Genomic DNA, 22,223 nt, shown 5'->3' with positions numbered 1-22,223 from the left:
ACGTGAGGTGGGGTTAGATGCCCCTTTATCTTTATTAATCATTTGTTGATTGTCTGCCAGAAGCTATGATCTCCAATCAAGAGATGATTAATGGTGTAATTGAATTCGATTAGGGAACAAGGTGATGCGGTTTTGACTACACGATTACTTCAGTTGAGAAGGAAATTGCTCTCCAATAAGCTATTCATGAATACGTGGTGGATGCTGCTTGGGCAGGGATCAAGAATATTAATTCAAGCCGTTTATTTTATCATTATTGCTCGCGTATTAGGTCCGCAAGGATTTGGAGCGTTTGTTGGTGTTGTTTCATTGATGGCAATATTATCGCAGTTTACGGGTTTAGGCACTGGACTACTCATGATTAAGCATGTTGCAAGAGATCAGACTAGTTTCCCTGTTTTTTGGGGAAATGCATTAGCTGTGACAATTGCCTCTGGCCTTATTATGATTGGACTATCACTTGGGATTGCACATCTTGTATTTCCAACAACGATTTCCCTATCATTAGTACTTGTTATCGCATTTTCGGATTTATTGTTCTTGCCTTTGCTCGACCTTAGCACACTTGCATTTCAGTCTTTTGAAAAAATGTTCTGGACTTCACAGTTGCAAGTAGTTATGAGCGTGCTACGTATGATATTTGCGCTGTTCTTACTTTTCTTTGATGCGCAACCTTTACCTGAAGATTGGGGAATTCTGTATTTAATCGGAACGATCGTTAGCGCGGCGATTGGCTTCATCATGGTGACATTCAAATTAGGATTACCTGATCTTAACTTGTCTCGATATTATAAGGAAGCGAAGGATGGCTTATATTTGTGTTTAAGCCAACTAGCGCAATCGATCTTTAATGATGCAGATAAATCGATGATGCCGCGTCTATCTAGTGTTGAAGCTGCGGGGATCTATACATCAGCCTATCGGATTATTGATGTCTCGTTTACTCCCATACGATCTTTGCTCGCAGCATCGATGTCCAGAATGTTTAAGTACGGGGAAGCGGGGATTGAAGGGGTATGGTCTTTCGCACGGAAAATCATTTTGATTGGTTGTGCACTAGGGGCAGTGACAGGAGTCTTCTTGTACTTCATCGCACCAGTCATGACCTATATACTCGGCAGCAGTTACCAGAGTTCAATTTTCGCAATACAATGGCTTGCCGTTATTCCATTATTTAAGGCTATTAATTATTTTGCAGCAGACATGTTGACGGGTTCAGGGTATCAAGGGCGTCGGAGCTTTATTCAATTTACAGTTGGGTTTATTAGCATCGTTATGAACTTGATCTTAATTCCAAAGTTCTCGTGGCATGGGGCTGTCTTTATGAATATAGCCGCTAATTTTCTCTTAGCTATTGGCTTATGGGGTGCGGTAATTAATCTTAGAAAGCAAGAGAGACGCAAACCGACAGCTGCTTTATATGAATCGGTATCATCATAAACACAAAAGTAAGAATCATCTAATAGGGGGTTGCGCCTTTTGATCGTTGCTGTACACCAACCGAATTATATCCCGTGGATCGGCTTTTTTGACAAAATGGATCAGGTCGATCAATTCGTTATTCTCGATATGGTGCAACACTCAAAGATGAGTGTGACACATCGTAATTCGATTAAGAGTCCGAGCGGGAGCTTATTATTATCAGTTCCGCTTAAGAATAAGGGAATGCCCATTCATGAATTGCAAATTCGTAATGATGAGGATTGGCTAGCTAAGCACTGGAAAAGCATCACTTATAACTATAGTAGGAGCAAACATTGGGAGATGTATGCTCCTTTTTTTCAGCAAATCTATGAATCGACTTGGACTTCGTTATCGGATCTGAATATGAGCTTGATTCTATTGATTCGAGATATATTGCACATCGAAACAGCCATTGTCTATGAATCTGAACTTAAAGCGGAATCGGGTTTAGGTAGCACCAGAATCGTCAACATCTGCAGTCATCTCGGTGCGATGATTTATTTATCAGGCAATGGCGCGAGATCATATAACAACGAATTAGAGTTTAGAGAACGTTCGATCAAGCTCGTCTATCAACAATTTAATCATCCGGTGTACGCCCAACAATGGGGGGCGTTTATCAGTCATTTATCGATTATTGATATGATTTTTAATCATGGGCCGCAATCGATTGAGATCATTCGTGCAGCTCGTAAATTGGATATAAGGTCGGAGGCTCTGTATGGATAAAAAAATCGTAGTATTATCTCCACACACCGATGATGGGGAGCTCGGTTGTGGCGGGACGATAGCGAAGGCAATCGAGATGGGGCATGAGGTTTATTACCTTGCATTCACAGGTGCTGAAATTTCGGTCCCTGCGGGATTTCCATCCGACATTCTTCGTCAAGAAGTCAAGAAAGCTACTCGTGTTCTGGGCATGCAAGCGGATCATGTGGAGGTATTAACATACCCCGTTCGGGAGTTTAGCTCATGCCGTCAGGAAATATTAGAGGACTTAGTCAAGATGAATCGACGTATTCAGCCTGATATTGTCTATCTGCCATCGCTTCGAGATCGACATCAAGATCATCACGTCATTGCGAATGAAGGGCTTCGAGCTTTCAAATCGGCTTCGATATTCAGTTATGAACTACCGTGGAATAATGTGGAGTTCGCTGCACAAGGATTTAGTGAGATCGAAGATCGATTTTTACAGCGAAAAATAGAGGCATTAAGTTGTTACGAATCGCAAAGTCATCGTCCTTACATGACGGAGTCTTTCCTTAAAGGATGGGCGAATATGCGAGGGGTGCAATGTGGAAAAACGTATGCAGAGGCTTTTGAGATTGTGCGTACATTCTTATAAGAGGAGAAGGTGAATCGGTTGTCTCAAACCTCAGTCATTGCATTTAAAGATCGAATCCTGGACAAAATTCGCAATCGTACAGCAGTTGTAGGTGTAATCGGGCTTGGATATGTTGGATTGCCATTTGCAGTTGAGAAAGCCAAAGTCGGTTTTCATGTCATTGGACTGGATTATAACTCATTTCGTGTGAATCAGATTAATCAAGGCATTAGTTATATTGAAGATGTTCAAAGTGAAGAACTGTCGGGATTAGTAGAGCAAGGACTTATTCATGCGACATCTGATTTTCAATCGCTACATGATATGGATGCAATTGTAATCTGTGTACCGACACCGCTTACGAAAAACTTGGCTCCAGATCTTCAATATGTTACCTCTGTATCGCAAGAAATTGCCAAGAGAATTAGACCCGGACAATTAATTAGCTTGGAGTCGACGACCTATCCGGGAACGACAGAAGAAGTTATTTTACCCCTATTAGAAGCATCTGGACTTAAGGTTGAACTGGAAATATTCTTGGTTCACTCACCTGAGCGTGTGGATCCAGGTAATACCCGTTACTCCACGAAAAATACGAATAAGGTAGTTGGTGGAATCGGTCCGCACTCGCTTGAGGTGGGTGAAACCTTCTACAAACAGACAGTGAATAATGTGATTACGGTATCGAGCAGCAATGCAGCAGAGCTTGTCAAAGTGTTCGAGAATACGTTTCGCGCTGTGAATATCGCACTTGTGAATGAACTTGCCTTGCTCTGTGATCGTATGGGGCTGAATGTATGGGAAGTGCTGGATGCAGCATTTACGAAGCCGTTCGGAATTATGCCATTCTATCCGGGACCAGGCGTTGGCGGTCATTGTATTCCGATTGACCCCCATTACTTGGAATGGAAAGCGAAGGAGTTTAATTTCAATACGCACTTTATCGCCTTGGCAGGTGAGATCAATCGTAAAATGCCAGAATTCGTAATGGAGAAGACACTGCGCATTTTGAAAAAAATCGATAAGCCGATCTCACAAGTCGAAGTGCTTGTGCTTGGTGTTTCCTATAAAAAGGACTTACCCGATTATCGAGAATCTCCAGCGCTCGAGGTTATTCGATTACTAAAGGAAACCGTCAAGGTTCAGTATCACGATCCTTATGTACCTTCATTTGATGAGCATGGTTTACAGATGACTTCCGTCTCTTTGACACAGGAAGTAGTAGAAAGCGCAGATGTTATCCTCATCCTAACCGATCATCAAGTGATTGATTATGAGTGGGTTGTACAAAGCGCGAAACAGGTGTTTGACACACGTAATGCGGTTCGTACTCTATCAGGTCAGAAGGAGAATGTTACGTTATTATGACGAAAGTAGCCGTAGTCGGAGCAGGTCATTGGGGTAAAAATTTGGTTCGAACGTTCTATGTACTTAATCGGTTGGCCGCAATCTGCGAGACGATTCCATCCTTGGCTAATCAAATGTGCGAACAATATCCTAACATTCCTATATATAGTGATTACTTGGATATCTTAGACAGTTCGATCTCGGCAATCGTTATTGCGACGCCAGCTCCTACGCACTATGAACTCGTTAAACTTGCGATTATGGCAGGGAAAGATGTATTTGTAGAGAAACCGATCACGTTATCGGCGAGTGAAGCAGAACATTTGCAACAGCTTGCTGAGCATGCAGGTTGCGTCCTCATGGTCGGTCATATGCTTGTCTATCAACCAGCTATTCACTTCATCAAGGAATCAATTGATCGGGGAGACATTGGGAAATTGCATAGTCTACACCTCAAACGCTTGAAGCTTGGAAGAGTGCGAACAGTAGAGAATGTACTCTGGAGCCTAGGTGTCCATGATATAGCCGTATGTATGTACTTAACAGGGCAAGCGAAGCCAGATGTGAGTATTAGTGGTCAACGTGTGCTCCAAACTCATATTGAAGATGACTTCTACCTGCATATGCAGTTTAAGGATCAAGTTCAAGCACACATACACACCTCATGGATGTGGCCAATTCAAGAGCGGCAGCTTGTAGCTGTTGGGAGCCAAGGAGCTATGGTGTATAACGAACTTACACAGACCGTGACGCATCATCGTACTTATATCGATATCAATTTACAAGAAATTAATGAAGGTTCTGAGCTCGTCTTTCAAGGCGAATCAGAACCTTTGCGTCTAGAATGCGAGCATTTCTTATCCTGCATCGAAAATCGAATCCTGCCTAGATCTGATGCAGGTCAAGGTGTTGCGGTCGTACGTGTTATGGAGCAGGCAACTAACTTATTAGGTAAAGGTGATCTTGATGAATACAAGCGAATATTGGGTACATGAATCTGCATATATAGATGAGGGTGCTTCTATTGGTGCGGGTACGAAAGTATGGCACTTTTCTCATGTGATGAATGGTTCTACAATCGGTGAGCGTTGTTCGTTGGGGCAGAATGTGTTTGTTGCTCGTGGTGTTCATATCGGATCTAATGTCAAAATCCAGAATAACGTTTCGGTATATGAAGGTGTTGTACTGGAGGATGATGTGTTCTGTGGACCGAGTGTAGTATTCACGAATGTCAAAACGCCACGATCAGCGTTCCCACGAAATACGGCAGAAGATTATAAGGTAACACGTGTGAAGAACGGGGCAAGTTTAGGTGCGAATTCGACGATTGTATGCGGCGTGACGATTCATGAACATGCACTTGTTGCAGCGGGCGCTGTTGTGACGAAGGATGTGCCCAAACATGCTATCGTTGCTGGTGTGCCTGCTGTGATTATAGGCTTTGCATGTGAATGCGGGGAAGTGCTTGATATATCGAAGGTTGTTTTACATTGTCAGGTTTGTCAGCGGGAATATGAACAAATGGCACAGAATGGAGTGAACCCTATTGAAATCGATTCCGATCTTGGACTTACAATATGAAATTAATGAACTCTGGGAAGAGTTGAATAGTTCGATACAAGCAGTTCTTCGGTCAGGTCACTTTATCATGGGGCCGAATGTGCAAGCTTTTGAAGAGGAAGCAGCAAAGTTCTTAGGTGTTAAACATGCAATCGGTTGTAATTCGGGTACCGATGCTCTTGTGATTGCCTTAACTGCCGCAGGCGTGGGTCCTGGTGATGAGGTCATTACAACTTCGTTCACCTTTTTTGCAACGGCTGAAGCGATAAGTCAGGTAAGAGCTCATCCTGTTTTTGTTGATATTGATCCGTTGACGCTTAACATCGACCCGCTCCAAATTGAGAAAGTAATCACTTCTCGAACAAAGGCAATCATCCCTGTACATCTGTTCGGGCAAGCGGTTGACATGCAGCCGATTACGGAACTGTGTATAAAGTATGGACTAAAGATCATTGAGGATGTCGCGCAAGCTTTTGGCGGCAGTTATAAAGGGAAAATGCTTGGTTCGATTGGTGATGTAGGTTGTTTCTCCTTTTTCCCAACTAAAAATTTAGGGGCATATGGGGATGGCGGACTGCTCACGACAAATGATGATGGGATTGCAGATGTTTCTCGGATGCTACGTGCACACGGTTCAAGGAAAAAGTATTATAACGAGCTTATTGGTTACAATTCGAGATTAGATGAATTACAAGCGGCAATTCTGCGCGTTAAACTGCCACATCTTAAGCGGTGGAATGAGCTGCGTAAGAGTGTTGCTTCTGTATATAATGAGCTTCTTCATGAAGCAAGTGGCATTACAACACCTTATCATGCCCCATATGCTGATCATGTTTATCATCAATATACGATTCGAATTGCAGAGGGCAAGAGAGATCATGTTGCACACGTGCTACAAGATCATGGAATCAGTACGATGATCTACTATCCAACTCCAGTCCATCAATTACCTGTCTATGCGCATTTAGGATATAAGCTGCCACATACTCGTGAAGCTGCAAACGAAGTCCTATCTTTACCTATATGGCCCCAGATGGAGCGCGAGATACAGGAGAAGATTGTGGAATCATTACGTCATGCTATGAATTAGCTGTGTATCTTAGGGGGAGCTAAGTGTGATGATGAACTTTATTATGTTCAAAGATATTTTGCTGTACGCAACCGACACTTACTTCCACATCATTGCAGAGGATATGGGGCAGTTCTTACCTATATATGTGGGTTCAAGAAGGATCAGAGAAGATCTCCCTTTAGATGAGAAGCGGATTAAGGTGCTCAATAAAGGGACGTGGTTTGGCTGGCTTAGAGAGGCTGTTTTTAAAACAACAGGTTTAGCATTTGGGCTAATTCGTGCACTTAAACCATATAAGCCTGCCTTTATTCATGCACATTATGGATTCGGTGGAGTGTTATCTTTACCGATACAACGATCGCTTAATATTCCATTAATCGTGACTTTTCATGGTCATGACGCGACCGCGAAAGATGAAGCTGACAATGAATATTACACGCATCGACTTTATGTGCGTAAAAGAAAGATTTTGCAAGAGCGAGCAGCGCTATTTCTGGCTGTATCGGATTTTATTAAGAGTAAGATGATCGCTCAAGGCTATCCTGAGCACAAAATTGTTACGCATTACTTAGGGATTGACTTGGATTTTTTTAAGCCAGATCCTACTATACCTAGGAAACAACTTGTTCTTTTTGTCGGGAGACTGGTTGAGAACAAGGGTGGGGAGTATTTGATTCGAGCAATGGAGCAAGTACAACAATCAAGTCCTGAAACCGAGCTTATTGTGATCGGTGAAGGTGATCTTCGTGAAGCACTTGAGGTCCAAGCCGAATATTCGCTTACGAATTATCAGTTTATTGGAACGCAAAGTCAAGAGTCGGTAAGAGCATGGCTAAATCAAGCCAAAGTCTTATGTGTACCGAGTATTACGATAGAATCGGGTAAGTCCGAAGGGTTTGGTCAAGTGTTTATCGAGGCGAATGCGATGGGGGTTCCAGTCGTTAGTTTTGCAACGGGTGGTATACCTGAAGCAGTGGAACATGGGAAGACAGGTTATCTACTGCCGGAGAGAGATTGGAGTGGGCTTGCAAAGCATATTCTTCTTCTCATACAGAGTGAATCGCTATGGCAGCAGTTTAGTGAGCAGGGGATGAAGCGGGTGTCCGCAGAGTTTAATTTATCGATTCAGAAGAAAAAACTCGAACATATTTATGATCAATTTCTTATTCGTGATTCTAGTATGTAAACCTATTTTCAAAGGAGAACAACTTGTGCTGCAAATACGAAGCGAACTGCTACAAGTATACCAAGCGAATCAATTAGTTCCCGACCCTAGGTTAGCTCATTCATACGATTATCAAATGGACATTTTGAGCGAGGATATTATACAACAATACTTTTCTAAGGATTTTGCTAGGAAAAAGGTGTTTAGATCTTTTCTCAAAAAGGGATATCAAGGTGTGTTATTAAGTGATGATAACAAGTGGGTAGGGTACGGTTGGATGACAAACTTAATGTTAAATCGACCTCCTCATTTACCGAAGCAACTTCTACCTAGTACAGGGTATTGGATATTCTATTGTCATACCAATCACGATTATCGTGGACAAGGTTGCTATAGACGGACATTGTATGAATTGTATCAATTGATCCTACAGACTCAGCTGCATCCAGATATTTATGTGGATACAGATCTTGGGAATAATGCGTCGCATAGGGGAATTGTATCGTCAGGTTTTGAGCGAATTGGCTGTGTACAAAGCCGTTATCTTGTCTTGTTAAATACTTGGATACCTATTAATGCGAAATGGGGAGAGAGCATTTGAATTCAGAACAGCTTATCCAAATGGTTCCTAATCCTAGCATAAATACTACTATAGTCGATGATCTTTATAAAAACGATGTGTTCTTCAGTGATGGTTGGGCAACTTTTAATGAAGTGAAGTGGGGCGTTACGAGTAAGCGTATTAACCTTGTTGGATATGACACCGATCAGCCAAGTATGCATGCGATGCTGTTTTTGAACAAAGAAGGTCGCATTGTCCGCCCACCGATGAATCCCTACTTACCTATTCAGTTTAAAGGGACTTCAACTTCGAATGTGTTTCGGTTGAATTCACAATGGTTAAGTTTGTGTAAGCCACTGCTTCAAGAGTTTTCGCAGCATCAATTCTCTAACACCATTTTCCTACCCCCACATATACAAGATATTCGTCCATGGCAATGGGCGGGATTACGTACGAGTGTCCGGTATACGTATATCATTGAATTCCCTTACCACATACAGCAAGCGGATGCGACGGTGCGACAAAAAATCAAGAAAGCCCACAAAAATGGTTATATTATGGAACGTTCGACCAACATGGAACATGTGTTTGCGTGTTTAGAAGAGACGGAAGCCCATCAGAACTTTAAACATCAAATCACATTAGAAGATTTGAAATTAGCCTATTCCTTATTAGGTGATAAGCACTTCTTAGCTTATGTGGCGTATGCGCCAAATGGTGAACCTGCGAGTGCAGAGATTATTCTGTATACACCAGATGGGTTCGGATATGGATGGGCATGTGGGAATAAGAGAGAACATCTTAAGTATGGGACACAATTCGCCTTAACAAGCTATGCCATTGACGATTTAAAAGCGATGGGAGCAAAAGGGCTCGATATGTGTGGTGCTAATATTCCTAGCGTTGCACAGACCAAGATGAGTTGGGGAACCCCAATAGCACCTTATTACACAGTAGATAATTTTAGTATTCAGACTTTAACGAAGTGGAGTCGGGATTGGTTTCGTTACGCAAGACAGAAGGGCAGGGAGAAATAAGTTGTTATACATCTATCATCCTCCTGGTTATGAAGCCGAACGTACCTATATCTTACATGTGATCTTCGATGTCTTTCTTGGACTTCCATATAAAGCGTTTATTGAACAAGGGAATACCATTCGCATCGTTGCAACAGAGGACGGTTTGACCACCACTACCAAACAACTCGTGATTCACGATGTGCTCATGCAAACCAAGGAGCGGGATTGGCTTACGATCCCAACACTACCCGTTAAACCTCTTGATCGAGTGGCAGATGACACACATGATGATTTGCCTGTCATTTATGGTAGAAAATTACCAAATGGCAGCTACTCTTCATTTACTGAAAAATCGATAACGCTTGGAATTGATCTATTCGGCAGTATCTTCTATATGTTAACGCGTTATGAAGAACTAGTTCTGCCTGATCGTGATGCTAGAGCAAGATTTCCTGTTACAGCATCCCTTGCATATCAAGAAAATTTCCTGAATCGTCCGATTGTAAATGAATATGTGGAACTGCTCTATCAGTGTTTACAACAACTGTATCCGCAAATGACTCGGAGACAGCGATCTTATCGTATCCATTTGAGCCATGATGTAGATGTTCCTCTATTTGCTGCTGGTCGAACATTCAAGCAAGTTGTGCGGCATTCGGTAGGGGATGTCGTAAAAAGGAAATCCGTTGCCACAGCGGCGAAACGTATGCGTGCTTACGTCGGTGGACACTTCAATAACTACGATTGGGATGAAGCGAACACGTTCGATTTTATCATGAACTTAAGTGAACGAAAGGGTCTACAAAGCGCATTCTATTTCATAACAAACCGTAGTGCAGGTTCGATTGATGGGGATTATTCGATGCAGGAGCCTTGGATTCGTATGTTGCTACGAGATATCCATACACGAAATCATGAAATTGGCTTGCATCCGAGTTATCTTTCATTTGATCGTCCAGAAATCATACAACACGAGTTCTCCATCTTACAGCAAGTGTGCCAAGAAGAAGGAATTGAGCAAGAACAGTGGGGAGGAAGACAGCATTTTCTTCGGTTTGATGCAGCATGTACATGGCAGGCATGGGAGTCTTCTGGCTTGCATTATGATAGTACACTTAGCTTTGCTGAGCATGTTGGTTTCAGGAGTGGCGTATGCTATGAGTATCCAGTATTTGATTTACGTATAAGACGCCAGTTGAAGCTGCAAGAACGTCCACTTATAGTCATGGAACAGTCTCTGATTCATGAGAATTATATGGATGTGTCAACGGAAGTGGCATATGCGAAGATGCTGGAACTTGCTCATCGTTGTAAAAGATATCAGGGTGATTTTACCCTGCTTTGGCATAATGACCAATTGGTCGAACCCGAATATCGAAATTTATATCAAAGCATCGTTGAAGCGATCTAAGGGCAATTGAGGAGGGCATTGGGATTGCGCATTTTATTGATTTCTTATTTTTTTCCACCCTATAATACGATTGGTGCTGTTCGAACCGGTAAAATGGCGAAGTACTTGACGAAGATGGGGCACGATGTACATGTAATCTCTGCGAATAATCAACCCTTACAGCGAACGTTGCTCTTGGAGATTCCTGAGGATCGTGTGACGTATACAAAGTGGATAGATGTGAATAAGCCTGTTCAAACTTTGTTAGGGGGAAGGGACAGCATTGCTAGACAAGGCTACATTCCCCCTAAAGGCATACTTCGTAAATCGTTCAAAATGCTGGGTCAAGCTTATAAGACGTTATTTAATTTTCCGGACGGGCAAATTGGCTGGGTGCCATTTGCTATTCGTGAAGGTTCCAAACGTATCAAAGCGTGGAAACCAGATGTTATTTATGCAAGCGCAATGCCACACTCCTCATTACTTGTTGCCAAAGCATTGTCCATGAAGTTTGGGATACCATGGGTTGCAGAGTTTCGAGATTTATGGGTGGATTATCAATATTATCATTATGGACAGATCCGTCGTACGATGGAAACTTGGCTGGAACGCACGACACTCTCATCAGCTGCAGGTTATGTAACAGTCTCAGAGCCTTTAGCCGAAACACTTCGGTCGAAGTATGATTCGAAACCTACACAAGTGATCATGAACGGATATGATGTTGATGATTACAAGGCTCAGTATGTATCCGATCAGCAAGATGTCCTACGTATTGTCTATACGGGAATGGTATATGAGGGCAAGGAAGATCCATCTCCCTTATTTCAAGCATTAAACATGTTAGGTGATCAGAGTCGTCATGTTCGAGTTGAATTCTATGGACGATATTTGGAATCGGTAAAAGTTTTAGCGATGAAGCATGGGGTTGAACATCTAATTCAAATTCATGATCCTGTGACGTATCAGCAATCTGTTCAAATTCAATGTCAGGCAGACATTCTTCTCCTTTTGCTATGGAACGATAGGAATGAGAAGGGGATATATAGTGGTAAATTGTTCGAATATATCGGGGCAAGAAGACCTATCTTAGCAATAGGTTCACAAGAAAATGTTGCTGCTGATTTAGTTCGGGAGCAGGATGTGGGTGAATCCTTGCAAGATGCCATGGAGGTAGCAGAAGTGCTATTGGGATGGATTGAACAGAAGTTAATTTCTACCATTACAAGTAAACCTCTTGAAGGTGTCCTACATTTATCCAGGGAAGCGCATGCGAAGCGGTTAGACGTGTTCTTGCGCAGTGTTGTCTATGCGCAGGAAGCCATTATAGAGTTACATGGTCATGAGGTGGTCTAAGTTGAATCCTATTGAATTAAGTCCAATTCAGATGAAATCAACCGCCTATCCAGCCTGGTATGCAAGGTTAGTCTGGCTGTTGTTGCCACTTTGTGCGGTTGTCTTTATTGAACCAGCGCCTTATGAAGCATTCATGTTACTTGCTTGTGCCATTGCGATCTATCATTCTTACATGAAGTTCTCGAGCTATATGAGTGTGCCTATGTTGTTCATTGGTATTTTCCTCGTTTGCAATATGATCCCGCTTCTCTTTGTTAGAGAGGGTCTGATGCAATCGATGAAGTACTTCATGGTCACTTTATACTTGATTATCTCTTGGTTATTCTTCATTGGTCTATTGAATCAATTCAAAGAATCGATTTTAAAGATTATATTCTCAGGCTATATGGCCGCGGCATTGTTCGCAACTACAATCGGGCTATTAGCGTATCTTCATATCATTCCTGATTTCGGAATCATGCTGAAATATGATCGAATTATGGGGCTGTTCAAGGATCCGAATGTATTTGGTCCCTTTCTAGTTCCTGGTGTAGTGATTGCCTTACATTATATGGTAACAAAACCAAGACGCACTGTCCTCCTATGGATAGGCGTCTTTATTTTTCTCATCATCGGCGTGTTGTTCAGCTACTCAAGGGCAGCATGGGGAAATTGTTTTATCGCGTGTGGTGCTTACTTGTTGTTTCCCTATAAGGCAAGTCTGAAAAAGCGTCTTCTCATGCTGTTTGCAGTCATGTTGACGTTAATTCCTGTTCTTGTGTACGTCATCTCAAGTCCCAGTATTAATACGATGTTTGTCGATCGCTTTGCCATGAAGAAATATGATGATGATCGATTTGGCACTCAGGCAAAAGCATTGGAAGAGGTTCTCGAGAAACCGCTTGGAATTGGTCCTGGACAGTCCGAACTGGTGTATTCCTATGCCACCCATAGCTTGTATGTCCGTGTTCTTACTGAATATGGTGTTGTTGGGTTTACTGTATTTGCGCTATTTATGGTTTTTACGATTTATCGTTCGTTTTCTGTCGCATGTTTACGGGGGAGTCCGTATAACACTTACTTTATTGTGTTCTTTGCTTGTTTATTAGGACTAATGTTCAATAGTTTCTTTATCGATACGCTGCATTGGAGGCATTTCTGGTTGCTGTTTGCTTTCCCATGGATGCCACATGATGCTATTAAACCACATTTCCCACGTAAAGAGGGGTTCTATGAAAATCGTACAAATCATCACACGCTCTGATAATATTGGCGGTGCACAGATGCATGTGTTCGACTTATCGAAGTCATTAATGAAAATGGGGCATGAGGTCACCGTAATCGTCGGGGGAGAAGGACCTTTCTGCGAACTACTGCAGGAACACGGTATTGCCTACCGATCGATTTCTCATTTAGTTCGCTCGATTCGACCTGCTGCAGATGGGCGAGCTTTTATTGAAATTCGCCGCGTATTGAAGCAAATTCAGCCTGACTTAATCGCTACACATTCCTCCAAAGCAGGCTGGATCGGTCGTATGGTAGGTAAAACACTTGGCATACCGACCGTATTTACGGCGCATGGTTGGTCATTTGCGGAAGGGGTTCCGTCCAAACAAAGACGGATCTATGTCATTGCGGAGAAACTGGCTGCCTATTTGGCAACACGCATAGTGACTGTATCGGAGCATGATCGCACATTAGCACTTAAACATAAGGTATCTTCGGCTAAACAACTAGTTGCGATTCATAATGGTATACCCGATATCCCGAATTTGCTAGCTAATCCCAAGCAGAATCCACCCCATATGATTATGGTGGCACGATTTGAGCAGCAGAAAGATCACAGAACGTTACTCGAAGCACTTTCGCTGGTCAAAGACTTGAATTGGAAACTTGATTTAGTTGGAGAGGGTCCTCTTAAGACGGAAATGGTGAAACTTGCTCAAGAATTGAAGCTCGATCATCAAGTTCGTTTTCTTGGAGAATGCAAGGATGTACCTCGCATGTTGACACAAGCTCAAATCTTCCTTCTTATCTCGAATTGGGAAGGGCTGCCGATTAGTATATTAGAAGCGATGCGTGCAGGCCTCCCTGTTGTTGCATCTGATGTCGGTGGTGTATGTGAGACGGTAGAGGATCAAAGTAATGGATTCTTAATCCCACGAGGAAATGTAAATGTATTAGCAGAGCGTATTCGTGAACTCATTGAATCTCCAGAATTACGTATTCGCTTCGGAGCGGAGGGTCGTCTCAAATTCGAGAATCAATTCACGTCTAAACATATGAACGACAAAATACTATCTTTATATGAAGCGATCACATCAAAATCAGGTATGAGGGGGTAGGGAAGATGAGCACCATCTCCAAATTTAGTGCAACACACTTTTGGATCATCTTAATGGATCTTCTCTGGGTGCACATTGGCTTCCTGTTAGCCTTCTGGGCGTATGATGAATACAACATGCAAGAAGCTCACCTTACCTTATATATGTCCTTTCTTCCTTGGATTACGATCGCTGCCTTTATCGTGTTTTATTTGTTTGGACTTGGGCATGTGAGCCGTGGTAAAAAGATGCAGACTGATATTTACACGTCCATCTTATCTGTCTTAACCTTACATGCCACGCTGCTCATTTGCTTACTGCTGTTCCATGTATTTACACTCCCAGCTTCCGTCTATGTAGCAGCATGTGCGACGCAAGTGATATTCATTCTTACTTTTCATCTGACGATTAATTCCGTTAATAAAAAATGGTTCGGTGCTCAAAAGGTGATCATTATTAGCGATTCGATACAGAATTGCAGACACCTCGAACAAAAAATGGCAAACCTGAAATCCGGTTGGTTTGAAATATCGGACTTCGTACTTACAACCGATTGGAAGATGAAACAGCACACATTGAAACAAGTGGACATCGTTCTCATCCAGTCGGATTATAAGGATAAAGAGGAATTGATCAACTACTGCACGCGTATGAGGATTGAACTGATGGTCATTCCTGCGCTTCCTGAGTTGTTTCTTGTGAATGCCCACACCGAAAGCATTGACGATGTCCTTGTATTATCCATTAAGCCCCCGCAATTGAGTATTGGAGAGAGGTTGTATAAGCGTACTTTTGATTTTCTAGTGTCCTCTATTCTATTAGTGCTCTTGAGTCCATTGTTCCTAGTTCTGACTATATGGATCAAACGTAGCTCGCCAGGTAATGCCTTGTATTCGCAAATACGATCGGGCTTACACGGTAAAGAGTTTCGAATCTATAAATTCAGATCTATGGTTCATAATGCTGAAGTTCAGAGTGGACCGATGCTTGCCACAGAGAAGGACCCTCGTATTACATCAGTAGGTAGAGTACTTCGTGCTACAAGACTAGATGAGCTTCCGCAACTATTTAACGTATGGAAAGGGGACATGAGCTTAATTGGTCCAAGACCCGAGCGACCGTTCTTTGTGGAGCAATTTATGGAGGTGATTCCGACATACGATTATCGGATGTCCATTCGCCCGGGTATTACAGGTCTTGCTCAAATCATGGGGAAGTATACGACTTCAGCAGAAGATAAGCATCGATTTGACTTGATGTATATTCGGCAATACAGCTTTCTCTTAGATTTAAAAATAGTACTGCAGACGCTGCTCGTCATCCTCAGCAAAGAGCAAGCAGAAGGTGTGAAGCAACCTGTCGTAGTTTCTAGCTCTTTACCTACGATGCAAGAGTCGGCGAATAAAGTATGAAGAAGCGTTGGTACCGCAAGTGGAAGCTTATTGTGCCACTCTTGCTGCTTGTTATCGCTACTGGATGCGGCTTTTGGATGTATGGGAAATATGAGCCCGGACGACATTTTGAACAAAATGCGATCCCTGTTTTAGTTCAACCTAAGCCCCAATCACTGTCTGCTAAGGAACAATCTAGCGAAGTAGAGTCTGAAGAGGAAACTGCAAGTAAGACGACAACCTCAATACAGCCGTCATCAAAGGAGCCAGATCGTTCTTTTAATATCCTAATCATAGGAACGGATGCGAGGGACACGGAAATATCCCGTTCAGATGTTATTATGGTCGCCCATGTGAATCCGACAAGTAAAGAGGCACGGCTCTTATCTATACCACGAGATACACGCGTTAATATTGATGGAGTCGGGTATACGAAAGTGAATCATGCCCATATTCTTGGCGAAGGAAAAAGCGGGAATCATGGAGGCACCGAATCCGTCATGCAGGTCATTAGCAACATGTTAAACATTACGATTAACTACTATGTCAAAACGAATTTTGAAGGGTTTGAGCGGTTTATCGATACAATAGGTGGTCTTGATGTACAGCTGGATGAAGAAGTCCGCTTTACTTACACCGATAATATCATGGTGGGTCCTGGGCTTGTACATCTGAATGGTGAAGAGGCGCTTATGTTCGTTCGAGAGCGGAAATCACTCTCTGAAGGTGACTTTGGTAGACAAAAAAATCAAGCCCTGATTCTCAGGGCCATTGCCAAAAAACTATTACAAGCCAGTTCCATTAAACAGATGCCATCCTTAATCACTCAAGTAAAGAAGGATGTGCTGGATACGAATTTTACGGATGGGGATCTAATTAGTCTGGCTTGGATGATGTCAGATATGAACAGTGACCGTATGGAATACAGTTCAATTCCTGGTCACAGCGCACAGCTGATGGATCCGTTAGTTCGGCAGCAGTTGTATTATTGGATTCCAGATCAAGATGGAGTCCATGCACTCATCGAGCGATTTTTTAAATCCTAAGATGATTGGCATATTAATGAGGTTAGATATACGTCACTTGTGATTGTGTGATCTTGTATAAGGAGCTACTAAATACACTAGCGGTGTTGCTGCCAACCGTTGCTGTACATTTCTCTAAGATTACACGATAACGTGTTGTGTTGTTAAAGCGGTTACCTGTTACGGTGACCGTTCCACCGCTAATATAGACAGCTCCGTTGGCGTTAAACGTATTCTGAGTTATCGATGTTCCTGTACTTGAGCGAATTTCGATACATTGCTCGGTTGTAAGATTAAACTGATTGTTAGCAATGGAACAATTGACAAGATGGGAAGCGCCGTCAGCTAATATCCCTTTCGCCCAACCGACAAAGTTATTACCCGATATACCAAGCTGTGTAGATTGGTTCTGAGCAAAAAGCGCTTGTTGAGCAGCAGTAGAACCTTTCACGTACTCCAACCGGTTGTTGCTAATGACGGAGTTGTTGCAACCTGAGGAAACGAATATACTATACACTTCGCCTCGGATTGTATTGTTCGTTATGGTGCAATTCGTTCCATTCCACATATACAAACCAGCCCCAGTTTTCCCCGAAATACCTGCAATCGGGTTATCTGTTCCAGTTGTAACATTGGCAATGACATTGCTAGTGATCGTTATCGCATTGCATACTGTTCCATTAACCGGGTATAGCTCTAACATTTTGAACGTGGACGTCTGGATCAATACATCACTAGCTGTCGACACACGCATGTGTCGAATGTTGCAATTCGTTACTGTCATCCCGCGTAATTGCCATAACAAACCCTCTTGGAATGTCGAGTCTTTCACGACAATATTCGCTAGTTCTGCATCGTTCTTGGAAGCAGATTGGAGCTCATTAAACGTACAGTTGCTCGCTGTAACTCGCTTGATAAGTGGCAACTCCGGTTCGAAATCGAGTGTCCCCGTACCTACACAATTCGTAATCAAAACATCGTAAGCGTGTACAATTGCGATGTCCTGACGTCCAGTCGTCTGGAATGTACAGTTCGTGATGTTAATGAATTGAGGGACGATCTGTTGGCTGCCATCCTCTGATGTTCGAATTCCATCCCCACATGTGTTTTGAAAATATACCCGTGTTATCGTTAAATTCTTCGTACCACCCTCAACATCAATCCCGTGCATTTGTACGTCATTTAAACCAATCACATCCGCCGACCCATCAATTGTCATATCAGAGATCGTAGCGTTCTGAGCGGGTACATTACCCCCTGTAATCAATACCATGTCCCAAACCTTACCATTAGTAGGTAATTTCAATACCGTTGTTGCACCTGCTCCGACAAGGTTAATGTTGGATTTAATCACGACATTTTTGAGTATGAACACACCTGTTGGTATTTGAACGGTTCCTCCCGCTGGCATTAAGCTGTTGATTGCATTCTGGAATGCTTGACTGCAATCTTTGATTCCGTTGCCTACAGCTCCAAAAGCTGTAACGTTGACTGTGGCCATCTTGACTCCTCCTGTTGGTAGTGATTCCCCCTTTACTTTCTTCACTATATTCACGAATTGATAATGTTCGTCTTGCATTGGTCTAATAGGTTAGCGGATTTAATAATGAATTCACAAGTCTGATAGATTTGTATTCTTAGCGGAAAGCGGGAGTAAGCGCTGCTGCATGTACTTCTTCATCTTCTGCACCCAGATATAACTAAAGTACGAGATGATCAGTATGCTTGGTGTGTATACGATTTGGAACATAAGATTACTTAGTAATGCCTTATGCCCAAACAGATCCAAGCTGTTCACGACAAGACTAATAAAGAATGTATGCATGACATAGATCCCTACGGTAGTTTTACCAATCTTCGAGACAAAGGTGCCTTTACCAAGTGCGGGGCTTGCAAGTACGAAGAGAATGAGACTCACAATTAGCGGTATGGTTGAAAAATAATAGTTCTCACCGATCCCAGCACCATACTGGTACAACAAGTAAGCCCGCTCCATCATCTGGGTAATTGAAAAGAAGAAGAATAAAGCGAGATAGATTTTAGCAGGTAATTTCATGAGCTTGCTCTGAATGGATTTATAATGAACCGCCATATAATAGCCTAATGTTAAATAAAATAAGCCATAGAATAGGGCATCTCGTGTTTCAATTGGTAATTTCGCTAGAACGGAATAAGATTGTCCAAAAATACCGATGAGGTTAAGTACAAAGCTTGCAATTAAGAGGAGATTGAGCTTCTTCCATTTCACAAAAACGAATAAGAGAATGACAGACCAGATGAGTGCGGTTAAATACCACAATTGGTGAGCGGTAGCGGGAGGGCCATAATAGAGCGTATTTATGCTGAAGAACGTATCGAGGTAGCCGTAGAGCTTTTGACTTTCACCACGTATAACTGCAAATAAGATTCGAACAACCGTGTCATAGAGAAAAAAGAATAGGGTCCAGCTTGCAAATAGTTTTGTTGTTTTCCATAAATAATGCTTAAAGTATGCTTTGGACGGATCATTGTGAGCCTTCTGTCCAATAAGAAAGCCGGAAATGACGAAGAAGAAGGGGACAGTAAAGCGTGAGAAGGTATTAATGAAGAAGTGCAAATCTAAAAGTTCAGTCACATAAAAACCTTTCAAGAAGCCCGTATGCACACTTACGACAATAAATATCGCAAAAAATTTAATGAAATCAATCGCATAATTACGAACCTGCGGCATAAGCGGCACATCCTTATTTTTTTATAATGATTAGGCAGAAAAGGTTGACAATATGTGGGAACTAGACTAGATTAATGTTAATATCATGATACAATATGTATCATTTTATCATTTATGATACATTTAGTAAACATAGGAAGTGGAGATTGATATGGAGGGGAACGGTTCATGTCCAAATTTCTTGTTACTGGTGGCGCAGGGTTTATTGGTTCCAATTTAGTTGAGGCATTACTAATGAAGAATCATGAGGTAACCGTATTAGATAACCTGTCCACAGGAAAGCTGTCGAATATTCATCCTTTTTTAAGTGATATTCGATTTATAAAAGGGGATATTCAGAATCTAGCAACATGCAAGCGTGCTGTGCGTGGGGTAGATTATATCCTTCACCAAGCAGCTATGGGTTCTGTTCAACAATCGATGATCGATCCCGTACAAACCCATCAGAACAATGTGAATGGTACTGTAAATTTGCTTACCGCAGCTCGCGATGCGAATGTTGAAAAAGTCGTTCTGGCCACTTCCTGTGCTGCTTACGGTAATTCCGATCAACTGCCATTAACTGAAGATGTTCCCGCATCACCTGTGTCTCCATATGCAACCTCCAAACTTGTTACTGAGCTTTATGCATCTATTTTTCATCGGGCTTATGATTTGCAGGCGGTTTGTCTACGTTATTTCAATGTATTTGGGCCCAAACAAGATCCTCTCTCCCAATATGCTGCTGTTATCCCCAAGTTTATGTTACAACTGCTTCAGAACGAGTCCCCAGAAATTCATGGGGATGGAGAACAAACACGTGACTTTACTTATATTGATAATGTCATTCAAGCAAATCTTCGAGCTTGTGATGCCAGCGTGCATGCAAGCGGCAAAGTATTCAATATCGCTTGCCAGCAGCAAGTATCTCTTAATCAGTTATATGATTTGCTTTGCACGAAACTGGGTAAATCAATTATGCCAACTTATATAGAAGCTAGATCAGGAGATGTGAAACATAGCTTAGCAGATATCTCGCAAGCTCGTATGTACTTGAACTATGAACCTGAGGTTGATTTTGCACAAGGCATGGAGAAGGCATTAGATTGGTATATCCAGTCGAGTGAATGGCCAGCTGCTGCAACTGAATCTCGGATTATGCATTCGGTGTAAGACATGACAATCAAAAAAAGACGAAGTTTACTCGTTGCAATTATCGTTCTAGTTGTAGTTATTGGATACTTTTATTATGGGAAAACACAAGATCATATCGAAAAACCGGACTTCACAAAACTACCTATCGTGAATGTTAGCGCATTTGGCGCGGATGCAAATGGATCTACGGATAGCAGCCGTGCTTTTCAGAAAGCGATAGATAGTTTAATCGATGGGGGTACGGTTCAAGTTCCTAAAGGTACTTACCAAGTGAAGAATGTCGTTATTAAGTCAAATACACAGCTTATTGGAGAAGGGGCTAACAGCTTATTGAAACTGCCTTCCAGCAGTAAGGTGTGGGATATGGTATTAATTACTGGAGGGAATGTAAAAGCAGAGAATGTCATTATCTCTGATCTTGCCATTGATGGTTCAGCAGACGAAATTGGACTTCGCGATGTGCAAATGCACGGACTTGATATTCAAGGTGGCAGCATGTTTGTACAAGTCAATCGCGTACACTTCCGAAATACAAGCGGGGATGGCATTCGAATGACCGAGGACGGGGATATAGGAACTGTTCCACAATTCATATCGATTGATGGGTCTACTTTTACACAGGCAGGGCGACAAGATATAGCGGTTGTACACGCTTATGACGTCACGGTTACGAATAGTACCGGTACAGGTTCGCTTGATATTGAACCTGAGAAGCCGTTAGTGAAGCGGGTTACGGTGACCGATAGTAATTTTGGCAGATTGGATGCCGCTTCAGCAGATCGTGCCGCGCAAATTATCGTGAAGAACTCCCACTTTCAAGATTCCTTACTTTGGAATTTGAACGGTATGCATATTGAGAAGTCTACTTTCCGATTCATGCGTGTATCAAGTGCAGTGGATGTTACGCTCCAGAATAATTCCTTTAAGATGCTCGAAGTGTTCCCACCATCAGGTAAAGTGAGCCGCAATCTTACGATAACGGGGAATCAGATCGATAATACCACACAAGATGGTAAGCCAGCCGTTGTTGGTACAGCAGATGAAGCTGGTGTGGGGTTATATATGTGGAATACGCGTGATACAGTTGTATCAGAGAATACGATTCGTGCGGAATCTGTTGGCGTCTTTCTTTCAACAGGGAATGCTCAAATTACGCTCGAGAATAATAAAGTAGAACAACTGCAAGGCACTTTAACATCTAAATACGGACTTTATGCCGTAGAGAAGGTCAATGGTCTTAAGATAACGCAAAATTCATTTATCGGATGGTCAAATGGCGTCTCTACCAAGAATACAGAATTACCGATTGACAAGCTTCTAGCCGTAAATACAATCCAAAAGTAGCCTTCTATTGTGTTTCCCCCCGATTCATGTCATGATAAGCTCTTAGAGACCAGA

General features: G+C 42.3%; 20 protein-coding genes. 18 read left to right on the top strand and 2 right to left on the bottom strand.

The window, feature by feature from the left end:
* Positions 1-132: 132 nt before the first annotated feature.
* The 16 genes from NV379_RS00355 to NV379_RS00280 all read left to right on the top strand — a co-directional run bounded on the left by NV379_RS00355 (position 133) and on the right by NV379_RS00280 (position 17,002).
* A complete protein-coding gene (locus NV379_RS00355; RefSeq protein ID WP_258205275.1) occupies positions 133-1,440 on the top strand; it encodes an oligosaccharide flippase family protein in 1,308 nt (435 codons plus the stop codon).
* Between the two features lie 39 nt (positions 1,441-1,479).
* On the top strand, positions 1,480-2,193 hold the full coding sequence (locus tag NV379_RS00350) for a WbqC family protein (protein ID WP_258205274.1): 714 nt from the start codon (positions 1,480-1,482) through the stop codon (positions 2,191-2,193).
* A complete protein-coding gene (locus tag NV379_RS00345) occupies positions 2,186-2,812 on the top strand; it encodes a PIG-L deacetylase family protein (protein WP_258205273.1) in 627 nt (208 codons plus the stop codon). Before NV379_RS00350 ends, NV379_RS00345 begins: the two co-directional genes overlap by 8 nt.
* Positions 2,813-2,848: 36 nt before the next feature.
* Positions 2,849-4,159 (top strand): nucleotide sugar dehydrogenase, encoded by a 1,311-nt coding sequence (locus tag NV379_RS00340; RefSeq protein ID WP_258206183.1) that lies wholly within the window; start codon positions 2,849-2,851, stop codon positions 4,157-4,159.
* Positions 4,156-5,133 carry a Gfo/Idh/MocA family protein gene (locus NV379_RS00335; RefSeq protein ID WP_258205272.1) on the top strand — a complete coding sequence of 326 codons (978 nt, stop codon included), beginning with the start codon at positions 4,156-4,158 and terminating at the stop codon, positions 5,131-5,133. Before NV379_RS00340 ends, NV379_RS00335 begins: the two co-directional genes overlap by 4 nt.
* On the top strand, positions 5,105-5,719 hold the full coding sequence (locus NV379_RS00330) for an acyltransferase (RefSeq protein ID WP_258205271.1): 615 nt from the start codon (positions 5,105-5,107) through the stop codon (positions 5,717-5,719). The genes NV379_RS00335 and NV379_RS00330 overlap by 29 nt, the downstream gene beginning before the upstream one ends.
* Positions 5,703-6,788: a DegT/DnrJ/EryC1/StrS family aminotransferase gene (locus tag NV379_RS00325; protein ID WP_258205270.1), complete on the top strand. Its 1,086-nt coding sequence runs from the start codon at positions 5,703-5,705 to the stop codon at positions 6,786-6,788. Before NV379_RS00330 ends, NV379_RS00325 begins: the two co-directional genes overlap by 17 nt.
* A 28-nt stretch (positions 6,789-6,816) precedes the next feature.
* A complete protein-coding gene (locus tag NV379_RS00320; RefSeq protein ID WP_258205269.1) occupies positions 6,817-7,956 on the top strand; it encodes a glycosyltransferase in 1,140 nt (379 codons plus the stop codon).
* A 256-nt stretch (positions 7,957-8,212) separates the two neighbouring features.
* Positions 8,213-8,536 (top strand): hypothetical protein, encoded by a 324-nt coding sequence (locus NV379_RS00315; RefSeq protein WP_258205268.1) that lies wholly within the window; start codon positions 8,213-8,215, stop codon positions 8,534-8,536.
* On the top strand, positions 8,533-9,534 hold the full coding sequence (locus NV379_RS00310; protein ID WP_258205267.1) for a GNAT family N-acetyltransferase: 1,002 nt from the start codon (positions 8,533-8,535) through the stop codon (positions 9,532-9,534). The genes NV379_RS00315 and NV379_RS00310 overlap by 4 nt, the downstream gene beginning before the upstream one ends.
* 1 nt (position 9,535) lies before the next feature.
* Positions 9,536-10,927 carry a polysaccharide deacetylase family protein gene (locus tag NV379_RS00305; protein ID WP_258205266.1) on the top strand — a complete coding sequence of 464 codons (1,392 nt, stop codon included), beginning with the start codon at positions 9,536-9,538 and terminating at the stop codon, positions 10,925-10,927.
* A 24-nt stretch (positions 10,928-10,951) separates the two neighbouring features.
* Positions 10,952-12,262, top strand: a complete 1,311-nt coding sequence (locus tag NV379_RS00300) for a glycosyltransferase (RefSeq protein ID WP_258205265.1) — start codon at positions 10,952-10,954, stop codon at positions 12,260-12,262.
* A 1-nt stretch (position 12,263) separates the two neighbouring features.
* Positions 12,264-13,505 (top strand): O-antigen ligase family protein, encoded by a 1,242-nt coding sequence (locus NV379_RS00295; RefSeq protein ID WP_258205264.1) that lies wholly within the window; start codon positions 12,264-12,266, stop codon positions 13,503-13,505.
* Complete coding sequence (locus NV379_RS00290; protein WP_258205263.1) at positions 13,474-14,586, top strand: glycosyltransferase family 4 protein; 1,113 nt, start codon at positions 13,474-13,476, stop codon at positions 14,584-14,586. The genes NV379_RS00295 and NV379_RS00290 overlap by 32 nt, the downstream gene beginning before the upstream one ends.
* Before the next feature lie 5 nt (positions 14,587-14,591).
* Positions 14,592-15,977 carry a sugar transferase gene (locus NV379_RS00285; RefSeq protein ID WP_258205262.1) on the top strand — a complete coding sequence of 462 codons (1,386 nt, stop codon included), beginning with the start codon at positions 14,592-14,594 and terminating at the stop codon, positions 15,975-15,977.
* Entirely contained in the window at positions 15,974-17,002 is a 1,029-nt protein-coding gene (locus NV379_RS00280; RefSeq protein WP_258205261.1) for an LCP family protein, read from the top strand. The genes NV379_RS00285 and NV379_RS00280 overlap by 4 nt, the downstream gene beginning before the upstream one ends.
* A gap of 22 nt (positions 17,003-17,024) precedes the next feature.
* Here NV379_RS00280 and NV379_RS00275 read toward each other — a convergent pair whose 3' ends face one another.
* Both NV379_RS00275 and NV379_RS00270 read right to left on the bottom strand, forming a co-directional pair.
* Entirely contained in the window at positions 17,025-18,482 is a 1,458-nt protein-coding gene (locus NV379_RS00275; RefSeq protein WP_258205260.1) for a right-handed parallel beta-helix repeat-containing protein, read from the bottom strand.
* A gap of 111 nt (positions 18,483-18,593) precedes the next feature.
* On the bottom strand, positions 18,594-19,691 hold the full coding sequence (locus NV379_RS00270; protein WP_258205259.1) for an acyltransferase: 1,098 nt from the start codon (positions 19,689-19,691) through the stop codon (positions 18,594-18,596).
* 168 nt (positions 19,692-19,859) lie between these two features.
* Here NV379_RS00270 and NV379_RS00265 point away from each other — a divergent pair, with 168 nt between their 5' ends.
* Positions 19,860-20,843 (top strand): SDR family oxidoreductase, encoded by a 984-nt coding sequence (locus NV379_RS00265; protein ID WP_258205258.1) that lies wholly within the window; start codon positions 19,860-19,862, stop codon positions 20,841-20,843.
* A 3-nt stretch (positions 20,844-20,846) separates the two neighbouring features.
* On the top strand, positions 20,847-22,169 hold the full coding sequence (locus NV379_RS00260) for a glycosyl hydrolase family 28-related protein (RefSeq protein WP_258205257.1): 1,323 nt from the start codon (positions 20,847-20,849) through the stop codon (positions 22,167-22,169).
* Positions 22,170-22,223 lie beyond the last annotated feature (54 nt).

Source organism: Paenibacillus radicibacter, from assembly GCF_024721995.1.
GTDB classification, from domain to species: domain Bacteria; phylum Bacillota; class Bacilli; order Paenibacillales; family NBRC-103111; genus Paenibacillus_AM; species Paenibacillus_AM radicibacter.
This window is presented reverse-complemented; position numbering and strand designations above follow the sequence as displayed.

Excerpts from the sequence above, each read along its gene's own strand:
- NV379_RS00345 (WP_258205273.1), top strand. The coding sequence starts at position 2,186 with ATGGATAAAAAAATCGTAGTATTATCTCCACACACCGATGATGGGGAG.
- NV379_RS00335 (WP_258205272.1), top strand. The coding sequence starts at position 4,156 with ATGACGAAAGTAGCCGTAGTCGGAGCAGGTCATTGGGGTAAAAATTTG.
- NV379_RS00330 (WP_258205271.1), top strand. The coding sequence starts at position 5,105 with ATGAATACAAGCGAATATTGGGTACATGAATCTGCATATATAGATGAG.
- NV379_RS00320 (WP_258205269.1), top strand. The coding sequence starts at position 6,817 with ATGATGAACTTTATTATGTTCAAAGATATTTTGCTGTACGCAACCGAC.
- NV379_RS00315 (WP_258205268.1), top strand. The coding sequence starts at position 8,213 with ATGACAAACTTAATGTTAAATCGACCTCCTCATTTACCGAAGCAACTT.
- NV379_RS00290 (WP_258205263.1), top strand. The coding sequence starts at position 13,474 with ATGAAAATCGTACAAATCATCACACGCTCTGATAATATTGGCGGTGCA.
- NV379_RS00285 (WP_258205262.1), top strand. The coding sequence starts at position 14,592 with ATGAGCACCATCTCCAAATTTAGTGCAACACACTTTTGGATCATCTTA.
- NV379_RS00280 (WP_258205261.1), top strand. The coding sequence starts at position 15,974 with ATGAAGAAGCGTTGGTACCGCAAGTGGAAGCTTATTGTGCCACTCTTG.
- NV379_RS00275 (WP_258205260.1), bottom strand. The coding sequence starts at position 18,482 with ATGGCCACAGTCAACGTTACAGCTTTTGGAGCTGTAGGCAACGGAATC.
- NV379_RS00270 (WP_258205259.1), bottom strand. The coding sequence starts at position 19,691 with ATGCCGCAGGTTCGTAATTATGCGATTGATTTCATTAAATTTTTTGCG.
- NV379_RS00265 (WP_258205258.1), top strand. The coding sequence starts at position 19,860 with ATGTCCAAATTTCTTGTTACTGGTGGCGCAGGGTTTATTGGTTCCAAT.
- NV379_RS00260 (WP_258205257.1), top strand. The coding sequence starts at position 20,847 with ATGACAATCAAAAAAAGACGAAGTTTACTCGTTGCAATTATCGTTCTA.